This is a genomic window from Streptomyces flavofungini (assembly GCF_030388665.1).
GTDB classification, from domain to species: domain Bacteria; phylum Actinomycetota; class Actinomycetes; order Streptomycetales; family Streptomycetaceae; genus Streptomyces; species Streptomyces flavofungini_A.
This window is the reverse complement of record NZ_CP128846.1, coordinates 2,597,913-2,619,798: the sequence shown is the minus strand read 5'-3', so window position 1 is coordinate 2,619,798 and position 21,886 is coordinate 2,597,913. Positions and strand designations below refer to the sequence as shown.

The 21,886-nt window shown below is 68.8% G+C and carries 10 protein-coding genes and 3 pseudogenes; 9 read left to right on the top strand and 4 right to left on the bottom strand.

All coding sequences use genetic code 11. The annotated features are described in order from the left end of the window. Window positions 1–26: 26 nt before the first annotated feature. From QUY26_RS10130 to QUY26_RS10105, 6 genes and pseudogenes are all read left to right on the top strand, one after another. Window positions 27–1,190, top strand: a complete 1,164-nt coding sequence (locus QUY26_RS10130) for an ABC transporter ATP-binding protein (protein WP_289945198.1) — start codon at window positions 27–29, stop codon at window positions 1,188–1,190. Beyond that, complete coding sequence (locus QUY26_RS10125; RefSeq protein ID WP_289945197.1) at window positions 1,187–2,113, top strand: ABC transporter permease; 927 nt, start codon at window positions 1,187–1,189, stop codon at window positions 2,111–2,113. The genes QUY26_RS10130 and QUY26_RS10125 overlap by 4 nt, the downstream gene beginning before the upstream one ends. After that, window positions 2,113–2,934: an ABC transporter permease gene (locus QUY26_RS10120; RefSeq protein ID WP_289945194.1), complete on the top strand. Its 822-nt coding sequence runs from the start codon at window positions 2,113–2,115 to the stop codon at window positions 2,932–2,934. Before QUY26_RS10125 ends, QUY26_RS10120 begins: the two co-directional genes overlap by 1 nt. 57 nt (window positions 2,935–2,991) lie before the next feature. Then, on the top strand, window positions 2,992–4,413 hold the full coding sequence (locus QUY26_RS10115; RefSeq protein WP_289945191.1) for an NAD(P)/FAD-dependent oxidoreductase: 1,422 nt from the start codon (window positions 2,992–2,994) through the stop codon (window positions 4,411–4,413). A 142-nt stretch (window positions 4,414–4,555) separates the two neighbouring features. Next, a complete protein-coding gene (locus QUY26_RS10110) occupies window positions 4,556–5,131 on the top strand; it encodes a hypothetical protein (protein ID WP_289945190.1) in 576 nt (191 codons plus the stop codon). Window positions 5,132–5,411: 280 nt separating this feature from the next. Further along, window positions 5,412–6,482: pseudogene (locus QUY26_RS10105) on the top strand (chitinase); the annotation flags it as partial. A gap of 64 nt (window positions 6,483–6,546) precedes the next feature. Here QUY26_RS10105 and QUY26_RS10100 read toward each other — a convergent pair. Beyond that, entirely contained in the window at window positions 6,547–7,242 is a 696-nt protein-coding gene (locus tag QUY26_RS10100; RefSeq protein ID WP_289945189.1) for a phosphatase PAP2 family protein, read from the bottom strand. 264 nt (window positions 7,243–7,506) lie between these two features. Between QUY26_RS10100 and QUY26_RS10095 the strand changes: the two genes are divergently transcribed. The 3 genes from QUY26_RS10095 to QUY26_RS10085 all read left to right on the top strand — a co-directional run bounded on the left by QUY26_RS10095 (window position 7,507) and on the right by QUY26_RS10085 (window position 19,344). Next, window positions 7,507–11,814: a LamG-like jellyroll fold domain-containing protein gene (locus QUY26_RS10095; RefSeq protein WP_289945188.1), complete on the top strand. Its 4,308-nt coding sequence runs from the start codon at window positions 7,507–7,509 to the stop codon at window positions 11,812–11,814. 241 nt (window positions 11,815–12,055) lie between these two features. Next, entirely contained in the window at window positions 12,056–18,955 is a 6,900-nt protein-coding gene (locus QUY26_RS10090) for a polymorphic toxin-type HINT domain-containing protein (RefSeq protein WP_289955632.1), read from the top strand. A gap of 44 nt (window positions 18,956–18,999) precedes the next feature. After that, window positions 19,000–19,344: a hypothetical protein gene (locus tag QUY26_RS10085; protein ID WP_289945187.1), complete on the top strand. Its 345-nt coding sequence runs from the start codon at window positions 19,000–19,002 to the stop codon at window positions 19,342–19,344. A 139-nt stretch (window positions 19,345–19,483) separates the two neighbouring features. Here the strand turns inward: QUY26_RS10085 and QUY26_RS10080 are convergent. The 3 genes and pseudogenes from QUY26_RS10080 to gabT all read right to left on the bottom strand — a co-directional run. Next, window positions 19,484–19,708 (bottom strand): annotated as a pseudogene (locus QUY26_RS10080) (tyrosine-type recombinase/integrase); the annotation flags it as partial. A gap of 162 nt (window positions 19,709–19,870) precedes the next feature. Then, a pseudogene (locus tag QUY26_RS10075) lies at window positions 19,871–20,074 on the bottom strand (phosphatase PAP2 family protein); the annotation flags it as partial. 222 nt (window positions 20,075–20,296) lie between these two features. Continuing rightward, window positions 20,297–21,631 (bottom strand): 4-aminobutyrate--2-oxoglutarate transaminase, encoded by a 1,335-nt coding sequence (gene gabT, locus QUY26_RS10070; protein ID WP_289945186.1) that lies wholly within the window; start codon window positions 21,629–21,631, stop codon window positions 20,297–20,299. Window positions 21,632–21,886: the final 255 nt, after the last annotated feature.

Sequence of the window (21,886 nt, the reverse complement as noted above, 5' to 3'; positions counted from 1 at the left end):
CTCATCGAATTCCTCGGGACGCCAACATGACGACTGCCCACGAAGCCGCGGAACACGGCGGCGACGTACGCCTCAGCGGCATCAGCAAGACCTACGGCTCCTTCACGGCCGTGCACCCGCTCGACCTCACCGTGCCCCAGGGCTCCTTCTTCGCGCTGCTCGGCGCCTCCGGCTGCGGCAAGACCACCACCCTGCGCATGATCGCGGGCTTGGAGGAGCCGAGCACCGGTACCGTCCGCCTCGGCGAGCAGGACGTCACCGCGCTGCCGCCCTACAAGCGGCCCGTGAACACGGTCTTCCAGTCGTACGCCCTCTTCCCGCACCTCGACATCTTCGAGAACGTCGCCTTCGGCCTGCGCCGGCGCGGCATCAAGTCGGTGAAGAAGCAGGTCGGTGAGATGCTCGACCTGGTCCAGCTGGGCGAGCAGGCCCGCAAGAAGCCGCACCAGCTCTCGGGCGGCCAGCAGCAGCGCGTCGCCGTCGCCCGCGCCCTCATCAACCACCCCAAGGTGCTGCTCCTCGACGAGCCCCTCGGCGCCCTCGACCTGAAGCTGCGCCGCCAGATGCAGCTCGAACTCAAGCGCATCCAGACCGAGGTCGGCATCACCTTCGTGCACGTCACGCACGACCAGGAGGAGGCCATGACGATGGCCGACACCGTCGCCGTGATGAACGGCGGCCGCGTCGAGCAGCAGGGCGCCCCCGCCGACCTGTACGAGAACCCGCGCACCACCTTCGTCGCCAACTTCCTCGGCACGTCCAACTTCATCGAGGCCGAGGTGGCCGAGGTCAGCGGCGACGACGTGTTCCTCAAGGCGGGCGGCGGCAAGCTGACGCTGCCCACGGCGCGATGCACGGCGACCGCGGGCACCGGCGACACGGTCCTGGTGGGCGTACGCCCGGAGAAGATCTCGATCGCGCACGCCGACGACGCGGGCGCGATCCCCGCCGACCGCAACCGCATCACCGGCCGCATCGCCGCCTCCAGCTTCATCGGCGTCTCCACGCAGTACGTCGTCGACAGCCCCGTCTGCGACGCCTTCGAGGTGTACGCGCAGAACATCGAGCGCGACACCCGGCTCGTCCCCGGCGCCGAGGTCGTCCTGCACTGGAACCCCGCCCACACCTTCGGGCTCGACGCCGGTCAGGACGCCGAAGCGGGCGTGGAGAAGGTCGAGGAGGACGCGTGACCACCCTCACCAAGGCCGCGCCCCCCGAGGCCGACGAGCCCCCGGCGCGCCCGCCCCGCAGGCGCGGCCGCCTCGTCCCCTACTGGCTGCTGCTCCCCGGCATCCTCTGGCTGCTGGTCTTCTTCGCGCTGCCGCTGATCTACCAGGCGTCGACGTCGGTGCAGACCGGCTCCCTCGAAGAGGGCTACAAGGTCACCTGGCACTTCGCCACCTACTGGGACGCGCTCGGCGACTACTGGCCGCAGTTCCTGCGCTCGGTGATCTACGCGGGCGCGGCGACGGTCCTGTGCCTGCTGCTCGGCTACCCGCTGGCGTACCTCATCGCGTTCCGCGCGGGCCGCTGGCGCAATCTGATCCTCGTCCTGGTGATAGCGCCGTTCTTCACCAGCTTCCTCATCCGCACGCTGGCGTGGAAGACGATCCTCGCCGACGGCGGCCCGGTCGTCGGCGCCCTCAACAGCCTGCACCTCCTCGACGTCACCAACTGGCTCGGCGCCACCGACGGCGACCGCGTCCTCGCCACCCCGCTCGCGGTGGTCTGCGGCCTGACGTACAACTTCCTGCCGTTCATGATCCTGCCGCTCTACACCTCCCTGGAGCGCATCGACGGCAGGCTGCACGAGGCCGCGGGCGACCTCTACGCCCGGCCGTTCACCACCTTCCGCAAGGTGACCTTCCCGCTGTCCATGCCGGGCGTCGTCTCCGGCACCCTGCTCACCTTCATTCCGGCGGCGGGCGACTACGTGAACGCCGACCTGCTCGGGTCCACCGACACCCGCATGGTCGGCAACGTCATCCAGACGCAGTTCCTGCGCATCCTGGACTACCCGACGGCCGCGGCACTCTCCTTCATCCTGATGGCCGCGATCCTTCTCATGGTGACGTTCTACATCCGCAAGTCGGGGACGGAGGATCTCGTCTGATGGCTGCTCTCGCCCCGTTCTCGACATTCTTCCGCTGGCTGCGCCGGAATCTCGTCGTCATCGCGGGACTCCTCACGCTCGGTTATCTGCTGCTTCCCAATGTCGTCGTCACGGTCTTCTCCTTCAACAAACCCAAGGGCCGCTTCAATTACTCCTGGCAGGAATTCTCCACGGACGCCTGGAAGGACCCCTGCGGCGTCGCCGACATGTGCGGCTCGCTGTCGCTGAGCCTGCAGATCGCGTTCTGGGCGACGCTCGGCGCGACCGTGCTCGGCACGATGATCGCCTTCGCGCTCGTGCGCTACCGCTTCCGCGCGCGCGGCGCCGTGAGCTCGCTGATCTTCCTGCCGATGGCGATGCCCGAGGTCGTCATGGCCGCCTCGCTGCTCACGCTGTTCCTCAACATGGGCGCTCAGCTGGGCTTCTGGACCGTCCTCATCGCACACATCATGTTCTGCCTCAGCTTCGTCGTGACGGCGGTGAAGGCGCGCGTGATGTCCATGGACCCGCGTCTGGAACAGGCCGCGCAGGACCTCTACGCCGGGCCCGTGCAGACGTTCCTGCGGGTGACTCTGCCCATCGCCGCCCCCGGCATCGCCGCGGGCGCGCTGCTCGCCTTCGCGCTCTCCTTCGACGACTTCATCATCACGAACTTCAACGCCGGATCGACTGTGACGTTCCCCATGTTCGTCTGGGGATCCGCGCAGCGGGGTACGCCCGTTCAGATCAATGTGATCGGCACGGCGATGTTCCTGATTGCCGTTCTTCTCGTGGTGGCAGGAATGGTCGTCGGAAAGCGCCGCGCCAAGAAATCCCTGTAAGAGCGTAAGAGCGTAAGAGCCGTAAGAGCCGTAAGAGCCCTGAAGGAGTTGGAAATCATGGCCCCTGGCGCCATGACCCGCCGCTGGACTGCGTCCCTCGCCGAGGCCAAGCCGGTCTCGTTCTGGCTGGACGACCCCAAGAAGCCCGACCCCGAGCCCGCCCTGGTCGGCGACGAGCGCTGCGACCTGCTCGTCGTCGGCGGCGGCTACAGCGGCCTGTGGACGGCCCTGATCGCCAAGGAGCGCGACCCCGGCCGTGACGTCGTCCTCGTCGAGGGCCGCGAGATCGGCTGGGCCGCCTCCGGTCGCAACGGCGGCTTCTGCGCCGCCTCCCTCACCCACGGCCTCCCCAACGGCCTGGCCCGCTGGCCGGACGAGATCGGGCAGTTGGAGGAGCTGGGCGCCCGCAACCTCGACGCGATCGAGGCCGCCGTCGCCCGCTACGGCATCGACTGCGACTTCGAGCGCACCGGCGAGATCGACGTGGCGACCCAGCCGCACCAGCTCGCCGAGCTGCACGAGGTGTACGAGGAGATGGCCGGGCTCGGCCTCGCCGGGAGCGTCGAGATGCTCGACGCTGAGGCGCTGCGCGCGCAGGTGGACTCGCCCACGTTCCTCGGCGGCCTCTGGGACCGCGACGGCGTCGCCATGCTGCACCCGGCGAAGCTCGCCTGGGGCCTCAAGCGCGCCTGCGCCGACCTCGGCGTGCGGATCTTCGAGCACACCCCGGCCCTCGAACTCGCCTCGCCGGGCGCGGGCATGGCGATCCGCACGCCCTACGGCCGCGTCCACGCCCGCCAGGTCGCGCTCGGCACGAACGTCTTCCCGTCCCTGGTCAAGCGCGTGCGCCCGTACACGGTCCCGGTGTACGACTACGCCCTCATGACCGAGCCCCTGACCGCCGACCAGCTCGCCGCGATCGGCTGGCAGGGCCGCCAGGGCCTCGGCGACGCCGCCAACCAGTTCCACTACTTCCGGCTCTCCGCCGACAACCGCGTCCTGTGGGGCGGGTACGACGCCATCTACCCCTACGGCGGCAAGGTCCGCGCCGAGTATGACCACAGGCCCGAGACGTACGCGAAGCTCGCCGGGCACTTCTTCACCTGCTTCCCGCAGCTGGAGGGGGTGCGCTTCACGCACGCGTGGGGCGGCGCGATCGACACGTGCTCGCGCTTCTCGGCGTTCTTCGGCACGGCGTACGGGGAGCGGGTCGCGTACGCCGCCGGGTACACCGGCCTCGGGGTGGGGGCCACGCGGTTCGGCGCCGAGGTGATGCTCGACCTGCTCGCGGGGGAGCGCACGGAGCGCACGCGCCTGGAGATGGTCCGCTCCAAGCCGCTGCCGTTCCCGCCGGAGCCCTTCGCCTGGACCGGGGTGGCGCTGACCAAGTGGTCGCTCGCGCGGGCCGACGAGAACGGCGGGCGCCGCAATGCGTGGCTGCGCGCGATGGACAAGATGGGACTCGGCTTCGACAGCTGACCCGAACATCCACCGGCGTACGCCGCTCCCCTCCGTGACGCGCTTCACTACCACTCAGTAGCGGAAGCCGCGTAATGATCGCCCCCCGGGCCGCTCTCCCTCGTGACACGCGTATGCGTGACCGACGAGAGGAAGGTTCGCCATGACGGGCACGGGGAGTAAGTCGGCGGTCGAGTGGCTGGTGTCGGTGGCACCGGATCCGGACGCCTGCCGCTGGGAGTGGGAACGCAACCCCCTGGGAGTCGTCCTGCTCCCGGCGGGCCGGCTCTGGGACGTGCTCATCCTGCCCGGCGATCTGGGCTACCCCACGCTCGACGTGCTCGCGCGGGTCGTGGACCAGCCGGGGCCGGTCCTCGCCGACTTCGGCGACTCCCGGATGGGCTTCTTCGTCCCCGCGGGCACGGTCGCGCGCTGGCTGGGCACGGGGGTGCGGGGCGCGGGTCGCGGCACCTGGATCGTCGTCCCCTACCCAGGCAGGTCCACCGGCGGAGTGCGCTGGCTGATCCCACCGGACGGCTCCGGCACGCTGGTCGATCCGGCGCTGCTGGAACTGGCGATGCACGAGGCGGCGGCTTCGCTGGCGCGGGCGGAGCAGGCCGAGCGGGCGGGGGGTGGTGAGGGCGTCGGGGGCGCTGTGGACGGCGTGGGCGCCGGAGAGGTGCACGACGAGGGCGCCGGAGAGGTGCACGACAAGGGCGCCGGAGAGCGCGAGGAGTGAGCGACCCCCGCTCGGCTCCGGCTCCGGCCTGAGCTCCTTCGACACCGTCAGCACCGCGGGACACCCCTTGCCCACGGCAAGGGCGGTGCTGCGCGAAGTCCTGACAACAGCCTTGACAACAGCATTGGTCTGGACCATCTTGAGCGCGTCCTGCTCTCCAACCCCCCCACCTCCGGAGGCAGTTGTGGACCGCTCCCGCTCACCCCTGCGCAGACCCGGAATCCTCGCCGCGGCGGCAGCACTCGCGCTCGCGGCGTCCGGCCTGCTCGCCGCGCCGAGCGCGGCGGACTCGGCGCCCCCGACGGCGTCGGCGCGCGCCGACGCCACCGGCACGAAGGCCCTCCCCGCCCACGCCCTGGTCGGCTATCTGCACACCAGCTTCGCCAACGGCTCCGGCTACACGCGCCTCGCGGACACCCCCGCCAGCTGGGACATCATCGACCTGGCCTTCGGCGAGCCCACCTCGGCCACGTCCGGCGACATCCGCTTCGACCTCTGCCCGAAGACGGAGTGCCCGAACGTCGAGACGAAGGACGAGTTCAAGGCGGCCATCAAGGCCAAGCAGGCCCAGGGCAAGAAGGTCCAGATCTCCATCGGCGGCCAGAACGGCCAGGTGCAGCTGACCACCACCCAGGCCAGGGACAAGTTCGTCTCGTCCGTCTCCGCGATCATCGACGAGTACGGCCTCGACGGCCTGGACATCGACTTCGAGGGCCACTCGCTCTCGCTCAACGCCAACGACACGGACTTCAAGAACCCCACGACCCCGGTGATCGTGAACCTGATCTCGGCGGTGAAGACGCTGAAGGCCAAGTACGGCCCGGACTTCACGCTCACCATGGCTCCGGAGACGTTCTTCGTGCAGCTGGGCTACCAGCACTACGGCCCCGGCCAATGGGGCGCGGACCCGCGCGCGGGCGCCTACCTCCCGGTCATCCACGCCCTGCGCGACGACCTCACGCTGCTGCACGTCCAGGACTACAACTCGGGCCCGATCATGGGCCTCGACAACCAGTACCACCAGATGGGCGGCGCGGACTTCCACATCGCCATGACGGACATGCTCCTCACCGGCTTCCCGGTCAAGGGCAACACCGCCAACGTCTTCCCGCCCCTGCCCCCGGAGAAGGTAGCCATCGGCATGCCCGCCTCGGTGCACGCGGGCAACGGCCATGTCTCCACCACCGAGGTCAACAAGGCCTTGGACTGCCTGACCAAGAACACCAACTGCGGCTCCTACCGGCCCCACGGCAAGTGGCCCGCCCTGCGCGGCCTGATGACCTGGTCCATCAACTGGGATCGGTTCAACGGGTGGGAGTTCTCGAAGAACTTCGACCAGTACTTCGGGTGACCTCTACTTCGGGTGGCCTCCGCACCGGCCGTGGCCCGAGGGCGGTAGCCGTACGAGCGGCCGGTCACTCCTCGGCCGATGGCCGTTCGCAGCGCGTACACACCACGGTCATGGCCGACAGCACCAGCCCGCCGAGCAGCCAGCTCGCCACGGCGTCCGCGGGCCAGTGGTAGCCGCGTGAGACGAGCCCGAGCCCGACGCCGAGGTTCAGCAGGGCACACGCGACGGCCAGCGTGCGACGTGTGCGGGGTGTGCGGAGTCGGGGGAGGAGCAGCAGAGTGGCCGCGCCATAGGCGACGGTGGCGGTGGCCGTGTGCCCGGAGGGGTAGTAGCCGGTGCCGTCCATGCCGGGCGGCGCCGCGCGGTCGACGATCGCCTTCAGGGGTACGACGAGGGCGGGCACGGCGGCCATGGCGAGGACCGCGGACAGCGGGGGCAGCCACCAGCGGGGCATGGCGGCCCGGTGCCCGCACCACGCTGTGCACGCGATGACCGCGCCGAGCACCGGCAGCGCGACCGTCATGTTCCCCAGGTCGGCGAAGAGTTCGGCGACGGGGCGCGGCAGGAGGCTGCTCCGCAGATCACGGCCGACGCTCTCGTCGAGACGGCGTACGGGGCCGTCCGTGATGACCTGCCAGGTGAGGAGCGTGAAGAGGGAGGCGCAGAGGGCGAGGAGGACAGTCGGCCGCCCCGGGGTGCGGGGTCTTCCGTGCGACGGCACAGGCTCACGTCGGGTGGTCGCGTCCGGGGTGGTGGGCATGGTTGACAGCTTGTCAGGGGCGGGGCCGCACGTGCCGGGGGCGATGTGTCGTGTGCGACGTCATACTCAACTTTCTTGCGTTTCGCGAACGTTATGACGTCGGGGCCGGTTCGAGGGCAACCGTGGCGAGGGTCACATTTCGAGGGTGTGATTGGTGCGCTACGCCCCATTGATCCTGTCGATCTTTACGTGGCCACTGCATACGGTCGTCGTCCGATTACCCATTAAGGGAATCTTCATCTTCGTGTCTGAAACGGGTTGGGTATGTGGAGACGCGCGCGGTCGCGCGGAGTTGCAGGGGTGCTGGCGGGGCTGGTGACCGGGGCGCTGCTGACCGGTGTCGCACCGGACGCGCGGGCGGCGCCGGTGGCGCGGGCCGGAGCGGTGGAGAGCGGCAGGGAGGTGGAGGCGGCTGACGGAGTGGGCACCACGGAGGCCGCGCAGGCCGAGGCCCGGCGCACCGGCAAGCCCGTCGAAGTGACGTCCCTGCGGGGGGAAACGAGCGATGTCCACGCGACGGCGGACGGGGCTCTGGAGGCCCGTGAGTATCTGCGCCCTGTACGGGCCCGGGTGGGCGAGGGGTGGAAGCCCGTCGACACCGACCTGGTGAAGGCCGCGGACGGCGCGGTGGCGCCGAAGGTGGCCACGGTGGGTCTGGAGTTCTCCGGCGGCGGGGACGTGCCGCTGGTCCGGATGGAGAAGGCGGGTCGCAAGCTCGCGCTCTCCTGGCCGGGGAAGCTGCCCGAGCCGACGCTCGACGGGGACACGGCCACGTACCAGGACGTGCTGCCGGACGTGGACCTGCGCATGGGTGCCCAGGCGGATGGCTTCACGCAGCTCCTGGTGGTCAAGTCGGCGAAGGCGGCCGCGAGTTCGGGGCTGGCCGAGCTGCGGCTGAAGCTCGCCGCCGACGGCATGGACGTGAAGGAGACCGCCGAAGGGGGTGTCGAGGCGACCGACCAGGGGGCCGATGGCGCGGTGTTCGAGGCGCCCGCGCCGATGATGTGGGACTCCAGCACGGGCGCCGACAGCGCGCCCGCCGGGCCGTCCGCGCGGATGCGCCGCGCCGCACCCGAGAGCGCGGCGGGCGACGAGTCACCGCAGGCCGGCCAGGAGCAGGAGCGCGCCTCGGGCGAGTCGGGAAAGCTGGCCCCCGTCGGCCTGGAGGTCCCGGACGGCGGCAAGGAGCTGGTGCTCACTCCTGACCAGGATGTACTGAAGGGCGAGGACACGCAGTATCCGGTGTTCATCGACCCGCAGTGGTACTCGCCGCGTGCTTCGGCGTGGACGATGGCGTCGAAGTACTGGGCGTCCTCGCCGCAGTGGAAGTTCAACGGCGACCGTGACGCGGGCCTGGGCTACTGCAACTGGTACTACTGCAAGCCGCATGACACCAAGCGGCTCTTCTATCGCATTCCGGTGTCGAGGTTCGCGGGCAAGTCGATCCTGTCGGCCGAGTTCGTGGTGCGCAACAAGTGGTCGGCGTCCTGTTCGGACCGCACGGTGGAGTTGTGGGAGACCAAGGGCATCTCGTCCTCGACGACCTGGAACTCGCAGAACGCTTCCGGGTTCTGGAAGAAGAAGCTGAGCTCGAAGTCCTTCGCCTACGGCTACTCCGGCTGTGCGGCCAAGGACGCGGAGTTCTCGGTGAAGTCGGCCGTGCAGTCCGCCGCCAACGGCAAGGCGTCGACGATGACGTTCGGGCTGCGGGCGGGCAGCGAGTCGGATGCGTACGGGTGGAAGCGGTTCTCGGACCGGGCGTTTCTGCGGGTGAAGTACAACCGTCCGCCCTCCCAGCTGAAGATGTCCCAGCTGAGCATGGAGTACGGCGGTGTGTGCAAGAGGCCGGACAAGGCGGCGCGCGTGCGCACGCTGGGGAAGATCTACGCCAAGGACGTGACCGACCCCGACAAGGACAGCGTGTCGGTGCAGTTCCAGGCGAAGTGGGACGCTGGTGACGGAAAGGGGACCATCGCTCGCTGGAAGCCGGGGCGGACGTCGGCGAAGAAGTCCGGATCGGACTTCTCGATCAGCCTGCCGAAGAGCATCCCGACGAACAAGAGCATCCACTGGTACGTGCGCTCGTATGACGGGGCACAGTATTCGCCCTGGTCGTATGCCGGGGACCCGACGGGCTGCTATTTCGTGTACGACACCAAGGTCCCCAAGGCTCCTTCGGTTTCCTCGGGCGAGTATCCGGTCTCGGATCCGGAGGACCCGGGCGACCCGTGGAATGACGGGGTGGGTAAATACGGGGCGTTCGAGCTGAAGGCCGCGGACAAGGACGTGACGTCCTACCGGTACGGGATCAACGGCGACCCCAGTTCCAAGAACGAGGTGAGCACATCCAGTGGTGGCGCGAAGAGCGTGCAGGTGCTGCCTGCCAGGCCGGGGCTGAACTTCGTCACCGCTCAGGCCTTCGACGCTGCGGGGAACGGCAGCGAGATCCGCACCTACCAGTTTCGGGTCAGGGCCGGTCAGCCCGAGCGGGCCACCTGGCAGCTGGACGAGCCGAAGGGGGCTGCACAGGCGAAGGGTTCGACGCCCGCGCGCGCCCTGCAGCTGCACGGCGGTGCCACTCCGGGCGTCTCCGGTGTGCGCGGTTCGGCGGTGTCCTTCAACGGTAGCGACGGCTACGCGGCCACGGACATTCCGGTGGTGGACACCAGCCGCGGCTTCGCGGTGTCCGCCTGGGCGAAGCTGTCGAGGATGCCGGAGGGGGCGGCTGTGATCGCCACGCAGCCGGGCAACCACAGTCCCGGGTTCGAGCTGTATTACTCCAAGGCGTACGACCGGTGGGCGTTCAATCAGTACAAGTCCGACAGTGCGGATGCGGGTATCGCCCGGGTCATGGCGGACAAGCCCGGCGGGGTGAGCGTGGGGAAGTGGACGCATCTGGTGGGCTCGTACGACTCGGTGCGTGACGTGCTGGAGCTGTACGTGGGTGGCAAGAAGGTCGGTGAGACCGCTTACAGCAAGCCGTGGGAGGCCCGCCGCGGGCTGCAACTGGGGGCCGCTTCCTACAGCGGCAAGCCGTCGGCGTTCTTCCCCGGTGCCGTCGACGAGGTGCAGCTGTTCGACAAGCCGCTGGCCCAGGACGAGGTCGACAAGCTGCGTGCGCACGAGAGTGTCGGCGACCCGGGCCGCCCGGCCGTCGCCGTCTTCGGCCTGGACGAGGCGGCGGACGCCAAGGAGGTCTCGGGACACGGCGGCGTTCTGCCGGCCACGTACTCCGGCGGCGTGACCACCGGTGTGACGGGCGTGGCGGGCAAGGCCGCCCGGTTCGACGGCAGCAGCGGCTACGCCAGGATCGGCCGGAGCAGCGGCCCGCACGTGAACACCTCCCGCAGCTTCACCGTCTCCGCGTGGGCGCGGCTGGACACGAAGCCGGACGGGGCGGCGATCATCACCGCGCAGGCGGGCAAGGACCGGCCCGGCTTCGAGCTGTACTACTCGTCCGCCTACGACCGCTGGGCGTTCAACCAGTACTCGGCCGACTCTGCCGACGCCAAGCCGATCCGGGCGATGCAGCCCGAGGGCACCAAGGCGTACACGCGGCAGTGGGTGCACTTGGTCGGCGTGCACGACACGGTGGCCGACACTCTGACGCTGTATGTGAACGGTTCCAAGGCGGGCTCGGCCAAGCTGGGCGGGGCCTTCTACGCGGACCAGTCCCTGTATCTCGGCGCGGGCAGCTACAGCGGCCAGGTCACGAACCACTTCCCCGGCCGCATCGACGACGTGCGCCTGCTGGACCGGCCGGTCTCGGCCGACGAGGTGCGGCAGATGTTCCAGCAGCGCCCGCTGGTCAAGGGCCGCTGGAACTTCGAGGAGACCAGTGGATCGAGCCCGGCCGGCACGCCGGATCTGTCGGGGGAGGAGCAGGAGATGCGCCTGTACGGCGGGGCGAAGCTCGGCCCTGGCATGGTCGACGCCAAGGGCCTTCAGCTGAACGGCACCAGCGGTTACGCGTCCATGTACCCGGTGCCCGTGGACACCAGCGGGAGCTTCACGGTCACGGCGTGGGCGCAGGCGGCCGCGCTGCCCAAGCGGGGCGTGTCGCTGGTCAGCGGGCAGGGCGAGAAGGAGAGTGCCTTCAGCGTCCGCTTCGTACCGGACGCCAAGGACCCTGAGGGGCTTGGTCGCTGGGAGCTGACGGTGCCGGACAAGGACGGCTCGGACGCCACGGTCACGCGGGTGAGCAACAGCGACTTCAACGATGCCCGCGAGTGGAACCACCTCGCGGTGGTCTACGACGGCTTCGCCAAGCAGGCCCGCCTGTACGTGAACGGCAGCTTGCAGGAGGTCGCCTGCGGTGACGCGGACGGCGACGGTGATGCCGACGAGTCCGGCTGCCAGGACCTGATCTCCTGGTCGGACAACACGCTGGCGTTCAAGGCGACCAAGGCGCTTCAGGTGGGCCGGGAGAAGACCGGCGGGGCCTGGGGCGGCTACTTCCCCGGCGCCGTGGACGACGTGTGGGCCTTCCAGGGCGCACTGTCCGACGACCAGATCGAGTGGCTAGCCGGCCAATGGGACAGCGTACCGACCGAGGTCCCCAGGAACAGCTGATCGCTTACGCGGTGGGTCCCGCACGCCGGGGCCCACCGTCCCCACCCCTTTTCCGTCTCCTTCTCTTCCTTCTTTTCATAGGTATCGACCCTGCCCCCTTGATCTCCACGGCGGGCAGTCAGGCACGCCGCTGTACCGGCGGCACATGAGGGATCTGATTCACATAATGAACGGCATATCCAGACCACGCCGTGGCTCGAAAGCGCTGCGGCGAAGAGTGGCCCTGGCCGTGTCCGCCGTGATGGTGGGCACGCTGCTCCAGGCCGCCGCCACCCCGGTGGCGACCGCCGACGACGGCGGACGCCCCGGTCTCCCCTCGGCGGAGAAGCCGGTGAAGGGCCGTGACGGCGTACGCGTCGAGCCGCGCCGGATCGACCCGGGGCCGACGACGCCCCCGGGGAAGCCCAAGGCCTCCTGGCCGCGCCCCGGTTCGGCCGTGGTGACCGTGCCGGACGCCGCGCCGAAGGCCGCCGGTGAGCCGAAGCGGGCCAAGGGCCTGCCACTGGCCGTCGGTGCCCCGAAGGCTTCAGCCCTCACCACCGCCCGCCGCAGCGCCAAGGCCCCCACACCCGCCGCGCGAGGTGGCGTCGAGACCCGCGTGCTGAGCCGGAAGGCGGCCGATCGAGCGGGCGTGAAGGGCCTGCTGTTCACCCTCGAACCGAGGGACGGCAAGGGCGACAAGCCCGGCGTGGTCAAGGCCAAGGTCGACTACTCCGGCTTCGCGGAGGCATTCGGTGGCGGCTACGCCTCCCGCCTCACCCTGGTCCAGCTGCCGGACTGCGCGCTGGACAGCCCCGCCAAGGCGGCGTGCCGCACGCCGAAGCCCCTCCGCACCGTCAACGACACCGAGAAGCAGACCCTGACCGCGAACGCGGTCACCCTGCGCTCCGCCGCCCCGACCGTGCTCGCGGCCGTCGCGGAGGAGAAGAGCGAGAACGGCGACTACAAGGCGACCTCGCTGTCCCCGTCCGCGAAGTGGGACACGGACCTGCGCACCGGTGACTTCTCCTGGTCGTACGACATGCCGGTCCCGGAAGTGCCGGGCGAACTGCAGCCGAAGGTGGGCCTGTCCTACTCCTCGGGCTCCATCGACGGCCGCACCGGCACCACGAACAACCAGTCCTCCTGGGCCGGTGACGGATTCGACCTGTGGCCCGGCTACATCGAGCGCCGCTACAAGGCGTGCGCCGACGACGGCGAGAAGGGCAAGGACGGCAACAAGCCGGGCGACCAGTGCTGGGGCTACGACAACGCGTTCATCACCTTCAACGGCAAGGGCGGCGAACTCGTCCCGGCCGGTGACGGCGAGTTCAAGTTCCAGCAGGACGACGGCAGCCGGATCAAGAGGCTGACCTCCAGCAAGCGGGGCAACGGCGACAACGACGGCGAGTACTGGCGCCTGACCAACCCCGACGGTGTGCGCTACTACTTCGGCTACAACCGCCTGCCGGGCTGGAAGAGCGGCAAGGCCACCACCGGCTCGACGTGGACGGTGCCGGTCTTCGGCAACAACAGCGGGGAGCCCTGCCACAAGGACTCCTTCGCCAGCTCCTGGTGCCAGCAGGCCTGGCGCTGGAACCTCGACTACGTCGTGGACCCACGCGGCAACGCGATGGCGTACTACTACGACCAGGAGAAGAACTCCTACGGCCGCAACCTCAAGGCCGAGGACGACACCCCCTACACGCGCGGCGGCTCCCTCAAGCGCATCGAGTACGGCCTGAAGTCCTCCTCCATGTACGGCGGCAAGCCGCTGGCCAAGGTCGACTTCACCACCGGCGAGCGATGCTTCGCCGGCAGCAAGACCGACTGCAAGGACATCGAGAAGGACGCCTTCTACTGGTACGACACGCCGTGGGACCTGAACTGCAAGGCGGGCACCAAGTGCGACAAGGGCCGCCTGTCCCCGTCCTTCTTCACCCGTAAGCGCCTGACGGGTGTGACCACCCAGGTCCTCAAGGGCGACACCTACAGCAAGGTCGACTCCTGGCGGCTGCGCCACCGCTGGGGCAAGGCGGACGTCGACTACCAGCTCCTCCTCAGCTCCGTCGAGCGCACCGGCCACACCGCCGAGCCCGCGGTGACGCTGCCGCGGACCACCTTCTCCTACACCCAGCTCGAAAACCGGCTGGACAAGATCGGCGACGGCTACGCCCCGTTCATCAAGTCCCGCCTGTCCACGATCGCCGACGAGTCCGGCGGCCAGGTCGACGTCAACTACTCGGCCCCGGCATGCAAGTGGGACGCGCTGCCCACCCCGCAGTCCAACACCACGCGCTGCTTCCCCCAGTACATCGGCGGCGACTCGGGGGATGACCCCGACAAGCAGTGGTTCAACAAGTACGTGGTCACCTCCACGACCACTACCGACCGCACCGGCGGCGCACCCGACGCCGTCACGACGTACGACTACCTGGGCGGCGCGGCCTGGCACTACGACGATGACGACGGTCTGACGAAGAAGAAGTTCAAGACCTGGTCGCAGTGGCGTGGCTACGGCCACGTCCGCGTGAAGACGGGCGGCCAGGGCGGCGGCGACGCGCTGAAGTCGCAGAACGACTCCTACTTCCTGCGCGGCATGGACGGCGACCGCAAGGAGCTCTCCGGCGGCACCAAGTCCGTCGACGTCGCGCTCGGCGACGGCGAGGGTGACCCGATCACCGATCACGAGTCCGCGGCCGGTCTGGAGTACAAGACGGTCGCCTACTCCGGTCCGGGCGGCAAGGTGCTGTCCAAGACCGTCAACCGTCCCTGGCACCACCAGACGGCGAAGAAGGTACGTGACTGGGGCACGGTGACCGCCAACCTCACCGGCGCCTCCCACACCAAGACCTGGACCTCGCTGGACGACGGCGCGGGCAAGGACTGGCGCACCACCTCCGCCTCGACGACGTACGACACCGTCGCGGGACGCCCCGTGCAGGTCGACGACCGGGGCGACAGCACCACGGCCTCCGACAACCAGTGCACCCGCACCACCTACGCCACCAACACCGACAAGAACATCCTGATGCTGCCGTCACGCGTGGAGACGGTGACCGGCGCGTGCGCCGACAAGCCGGACCGCGCCAAGGACGTGGTCTCCGATGTGCGCACGGCCTACGACGGCGGCGGCTACGGCGATGCCCCCACCAAGGGTGACGCCACGGCGACCGCCACGCTGAAGAAGCACGACGGCTCCAAGGCCACCTACCTGGAGTCCGGCGCCACCTTCGACGGCTACGGCCGTCAGCTGACGGCCACGGACCTGACGGCTGACGTCACGGTCACCGGCAGCGGCGCCCCCGTGGTCAGCGTGCGCAAGGACGGCCGTACCACCACCACGGCATACACCCCCGCCACCGGCTTCCCGGCCAAGATGACGGAGACGACGCCCCCGGCGAAGGCAGCCGACCCCGACTCGGCGCAGACGTCGGTCACCGAACTGGAGCCGCTGCGCGGCCAGCCGGCGGCCACGGTGGACACCAACGGCAAGCGCACCGAGCTGACCTACGACGCGCTCGGCCGCTCGGCCAAGGTGTGGCTGCCCGACCGCCGCACCAGCAACACCCCCAGCTACGAGTTCACGTACTTCGTGGACGAGGGCAAGCCGGTCGCGGTCCGCACCCAGACCCTGAACAACAACGGCGGCCAGATCCCCTCGTACGCCCTCTACGACGGGTTCCTGCGCGAGCGCCAGAGTCAGGCGGTCGGCCCGGACGGCGGCCGCATCCTCTCCGACACCTTCTACGACGAACGCGGCCTGGCCACCAAGACGTTCGCCCCCTACTACACCGAGGGCAAACCGAACCGCGACCTGTTCAAGCCCGACAACGCGCTGAGCGTCGAGTCCCAGACCCGCACCACCTACGACGGCCTGGGTCGCCCGGTCCAGGCGCAGCAGATCGCGGGCAACGGCGACGGCGGCAAGGTCCTGGCCACCACCAAGACCATCTACGGCGGCGACCGCACCACCGTCATCCCGCCCGAAGGCGCCACCGCCACCACCACCCTCACCGACGCCCGCGACCGCACCACGGAACTGCGCCAGCACCACAAGCGCGCGGCTGCCGCTCCCTACGACACGACGACGTACGCGTACACACCGCGCGGCGAGCTGGCCAAGGTCACCGACCCGGCGGGCAACTCCTGGTCGTACGGCTACGACCAGATGGGCCGCCAGACAAGCGCCGACGACCCGGACAAGGGCAGGACGACCACCACGTACGACGACCGCGGCCAGGTCACCGCGACCAAGGACGCCCGCGACACCGTCCTGGCCCACGTCTACGACAACCTCGGCCGCAAGACCGAGCTGCGCGAGGGTGGCCCCACCGGCGAACTGCGCGCCAAGTGGGTCTACGACACCCTGGCCGGGGCCAAGGGCCAGCTGACCGAGTCCACGCGCTACGTGGACGGGGCGGCGTACACGTCCAAGGTGACGATGGTCGACCGCCTCTACCGTCCGATGAAGACCCAGGTGGAGATCCCCGAGAAGGAGGGTGCCCTGGCGGGCACCTACAAGACCGGCACCCGCTACACCACCGCAGGCCTTGTCGGAGGCGTGAGCTACTCCGCGGCCGGGTCGCTCGGGGGCGACGGCTACTCCATCTCGTACGACAAGGAGACCCTGCGGCCCCTCTCCACCCTGGCTCTCGGCTTCAAGACGGAGACCAGCTACTCGCTCACCGGCAAGCCGCTCCAGTACACCTTGGGCGGCGATGGCAAGAAGGTCTGGGCCACCAACACCTACGAGTGGGGCACCCAGCGCCTGGCCACCTCCCGCGTCGACCGCGAGGACCAGCCGGGCGTCGACGAGCACAAGACCTACGGCTACGACGACGCGGGCAACGTCCTGTCCGTCTCGGACGTCTCGCGCACCGGCACCGACACCCAGTGCTTCGACTACGACTACCTGCGCCGCCTCACCGAGGCGTGGACCCAGGGCGACAAGACCTGCGGCACCGCCCCGGCCGGTGACAAGATCGGCGGCCCGGCCCCGTACTGGCACTCCTACACCTACGACAAGGCGGGCAACCGTCTCACCGAAACCCTCCACGACACCACCGGGGCGACCGGCACCCAGGCCAAGGACACCAAGCGCACCTACGCCTACCCCAAGCCGGGCACCCCGCAGCCGCACACCCTGACCTCGGTCACCACCCAGCAGCCCGGCGGAAGTGCCACCAAGGACTCCTACGGCTACGACCCGACCGGCAACACCACCACCCGCACCCTGCGCGGCGACACCCAGAAGCTGACCTGGGACGCCGAGGGCCACCTGGCCAAGGTCACCGAACCGGACACCAGCGGGAACGGCAAGGCGAAGACCAAGACCACGGAGTACCTCTACGACACCGACGGCAACCGCCTGATCGCCCGCACTCCGACGGAGACCACCCTCTACCTCGGCCACACCGAAGTCACCCTCGCCAAGGGCGCCTCCAAGGCCAAGGCCACCCGCTACACCCCCTTGGGCGGCGGCCACGAGGCCGTCATCGCGGACGACGGCACGGTCACCTTCACCACCGCCGACCATCAGGGCACCGGCCAGCTCTCCATCGCGGCAGCCGACCTGAAGCTGAACCAGCGCCGCACCCTGCCCTTCGGCGGCCCACGCGGCGAGAAGCCCAAGACCTGGCCCGGCACGAAGACGTTCGTCGGCGGCACCGACGACACGGCCTCCACCGGCCTGATCCACCTCGGCGCCCGCGAATACGACCCCGCCACCGGCCGCTTCACCTCCGTCGACCCGATCATGGACCTGACGGACCCACAGCAGATGCACGGGTACGCCTACGGCAACAACAGCCCGCTGGTGTATTCCGACCCATCGGGCAAGTTCTCGATCTCCGACGCCCTCGGCCTCGTCGGAGTGGTCCATAACGCCATAAAGCTGTACAACCGAGTCACCTCCTACTACAGGGACAGCAACGCCAGCCCCAGCTTTGGCGGTGGCGGTGGCGGTGGCGGTGGCCGGAGTATCGGCGGCGGCTACAGCGGCGGTGGCGGATCCACCAGGCATGCGCTGTACACCGGTGGTGGTGGTGGCGGCCGGGTAACCCAGATCGGACTGAGTCTTCCCGGGAACCCATTCGGCCGCATGAATGGTGGAATTTTCCCTGGTCTGAGGAACTTCTTCTCCAGTGGTGGCACAAAAGATGTGCCGAAAATGCTGCTTCCCGACGTCAACTCGTGGAAGACCTGTGGCACCCACCCCGGAGTCACTGTGGAGTGCGCCGAAACAGGCGCGGATCTACTCCCGTGGGGCAAAATCCTCAAGCCGCTGAAGGGCGTATTCAAGGGGCTCAAGAAAACAGAGAAGGGGGAGGAAGCCGCCGGTAAGGCAGGGAGAGGCGTGCCCTCTAACTGCAAGTGCTTCCTGGCCGGTACCGGCATCCTCATGGCTGACGGTTCGACCAAGAATATCGAGGACGTCGAACTAGGCGACAAGGTCCTGGCCACCGACCCGGAAACCGGGGAGACCAGCGAACGCGAAGTCACCGCGACCATCGTCACCGACGATGACAAGCAGTTCACCGAACTCACCATCAACACCCCCGACGGCCCCGAAAAGCTGACCGCCACCTACGAACACCCCTTCTGGTCGGTCGACCAGGAGGACTGGATCGAGGCCGGAGACCTCAAGCCCGGCGCGACCCTGCGCACGGACGACGGTCGCACCGTCACCGTGACCGCCGCCCGCCAGTACCTGGACCATCAGCGTACGTACAACCTCACCGTCGAGGGCTTGCACACGTACTATGTGTTGGCGGGGGACACTCCGGTTCTCGTTCACAACAGTGATTGCTCTACGAGTGCTGCGAATAGAGAGAAACTTCGTAGGCAGCTCGCGGAGGAGGCTGGTCAACTTCCGGGTATTCGCTCAGCGAATGACATCTTCGATACGCCGTCGGCCCTCAGGGGTGGCGTAACACCCGATCAGGTCAAGCCGTTCTTTGCGGGTAAGTCGGGATGGCGTGAAGAAGGTTTGGGGCGCGGCAAGAATGCTGGAGGTGGATGGGTGATTCGCGAATACACTGGTCGAGGAGATCCGACCGGTCGGATGCTCAGGTGGAATCCTGGTGGTGGCCATCATGGCGATGGTGCCTACTGGAGAGTCGTGGGCCCTGAAGGAGATCTGGGAGGGATCATTCGATGACCGGGGAGCGAAAGCTGGCCGACTTTCGGCGATGGACTCTCGCCGTGTTGGACCTGCTCAGCGCAGAACCCGATCGTCAAGCTGCGTATTTGCAGGCGTCAGGTGTGGGAGCAGATGAGATCTTGCTTCAGTTCGACGACGTGCTGCATGTGGCTCGCGCCAGAGTGGGCGATCGTTCGCTGAGTCATGAGGAATATCTCATGCTTCAGTCGGTCGATGGACGCGCGGATTCTGTAAGTGCGGGGTCCGAGCCCATTTGGACTGAGGTTGCGCTCGAAGAAGCGGTCGAATGGCGAGAGCTTCGGGCTGCAGCGAGAGTGGCGAAGGCGAGTCTGGAGAGGTCTTGGAGTCAGGATGTTGATGACTCGTCAAAATCTCTCGATGGGTGATTCGTGGTGAATCTGATTTGTATTCGCCAGCACGAGCAAGAGGCGTTTCGGTAGTTCGCTGAAGTCGACAACAAGTGCTCCCACTGATTCACATCGGTGGGGGCACTTGAGTCGTTTGACGGCAACGGTGACGGCAACGTCAGCGGACGACGGCTGCGGTGGGTGGGTTGTCGGGGTCGTCGCCGGTGGGGCTGAGGGCGGTGCCGAGGGTGTCGATGGCCTGGCGTTGGAGGCGGAGTCGGACGTGGGCGTAGACGTCGGCGGTGACGCCGATGTGGGCGTGGCCGAGGAGTTCCTTGATGACGACGAGATCGACGCTTTGCTCCAGCAGCAGGGTGGCGGTCGAGTGGTGGAGGTCGTGGAAGCCGTGAAGGTTGGTGAGGGGGCCGGGTGAAGAACGGGCCTTCGCGTGCCGCGCGGAACAGGCCTGTTCGCAATCACTGAAGGGCCAGCGCAAGGGGGGGTATGCACTGGCCCTTCACTGGGACCCCGCCGACCCGGCTGTCCACGTGCCCTCCTGGCGGAGGGGCCACGGGACGGTTCCGAGGCGGCCGAGCTGACCGGGCTGCCGCACGCCCCGGGGGGTTTGGGGCGGGCGGCCATCCGATCGGTGAGGAGTTCCGGAGCCAGAGGCTCCAGGTGTGCGCGCGAAGGCACGCCCAGGACGGGGCTGGGGAGGCTCCGACCCGGTGTCGCCCGCGGTCTCCCGTGGGCGGGGTGTTTCTCTCATCTGCGGAAACCGTACGTCAGGAGGAAGGGGGGCCGACAGGCGGAACGGTATCCCGACATGGGGCTCCCACACGTTCTTCACAGGCCCTGACCGTCACCCCTGGTCACAGCCTCCACACGGCGTGAGGTCGGCACATGTCAGGGGTGGTTCCGCGCCACCGGAGCGGGCTCCGGCACGGGATCCGGTGCCGGGTACGTCACCGACGTACCCGGCCGAAACGGATCAGATCTCGGCGAACGCGGCCTCGATGATGTCCATGCCCTCGTTCAGGAGCTCGTCGCCGATCACCAGCGGCGGCAGGAAGCGCAGCACGTTGCCGTAGGTGCCGCAGGTCAGGACGAGCAGGCCCTGGGCGTGGCAGGCCTTGGCGAGCGCGCCGGCCGCCTCGGGGTTCGGCTCCTTGGTCGCGCGGTCCTTGACCAGCTCGATCGCGATCATGGCGCCGCGGCCGCGGATGTCGCCGACGATGTCGTACTTCTCCGCCATCGCCGTCAGGCGGGCCTTCATGGCGGACTCGATCTTCTTCGCCTTGGCGTTGAGGTCGAGCTCCTTCATCGTCTCGATGGCGCCGAGCGCGGCGGCGCAGGCCACCGGGTTGCCGCCGTAGGTACCGCCGAGGCCGCCCGCGTGCGCGGCGTCCATGATCTCGGCGCGGCCGGTGACGGCGGCGAGCGGCAGACCGCCCGCGATGCCCTTGGCCGTCGTGATCAGGTCCGGGACGACGCCCTCGTGCTCGCACGCGAACCACTGGCCGGTGCGGCAGAAGCCCGACTGGATCTCGTCCGCGACGAACACGATGCCGTTGTCCGTGGCGAACTTGCTGATCGCGGGCAGGAAGCCGGTCGCCGGCTCGATGAAGCCGCCCTCGCCGAGCACCGGCTCGATGATGATCGCGGCGACGTTCTCCGCGCCGACCTGCTTGGAGATCTGGTCGATGGCCTGGGCGGCGGCCTCGGGCCCGGCGTTCTCGGCGCCGGTCGGCCAGCGGTAGCCGTACGCCACCGGGACGCGGTAGACCTCGGGCGCGAACGGGCCGAAGCCGTTCTTGTACGGCATGTTCTTCGCCGTCAGGGCCATCGTGAGGTTGGTGCGGCCGTGGTAGCCGTGGTCGAAGACGACGACGGCCTGGCGCTTGGTGTACGCGCGGGCGATCTTGACGGCGTTCTCCACGGCCTCGGCGCCGCTGTTGAAGAGGGCCGACTTCTTGGCGTGGTCACCCGGCGTCAGCTCGGCCAGGGCCTCGGCCACGGCCACGTAGCCCTCGTACGGCGTGACCATGAAACAGGTGTGGGTGAAGTCCTGCAGCTGGGCCGAGGCGCGGCGCACCACGGCCTCGGCGGAGGCGCCGACGCTCGTCACGGCGATGCCGGAACCGAAGTCGATCAGACGGTTGCCGTCGACGTCCTCGATGATGCCGCCGCCGGCGCGCGCCGCGAAGACGGGCAGCACGGAGCCCACGCCGCCCGCGACCGCGGCGGTACGGCGGGCCTGCAGCTCCTGGGACTTCGGCCCGGGGATGGCGGTGACGACGCGGCGCTCCTGGGGAAGGTCGGTCATGAGGGCTCCTGGGGGTGGCTCGTACGGACGCGTGCGACGCGCGCCTTCTGGCGACGCTCGTCTTTCGGACGCTTCTGGCTTTTCTCCGCAGGTTAGGGGCGCGCAAGGGCGTCGGGCATGCTCCACGGGGGAGATGTTGGGCGTGGCGGTTGTCCGTGGTGGACATACCGGTGAACAGGGGCGTGTCGCGGCCGGTGGCACCGATATGTCCCTCGCGTCTCTCCCGTATGTCCCTCGCGTGTCTCCCGCGGACAC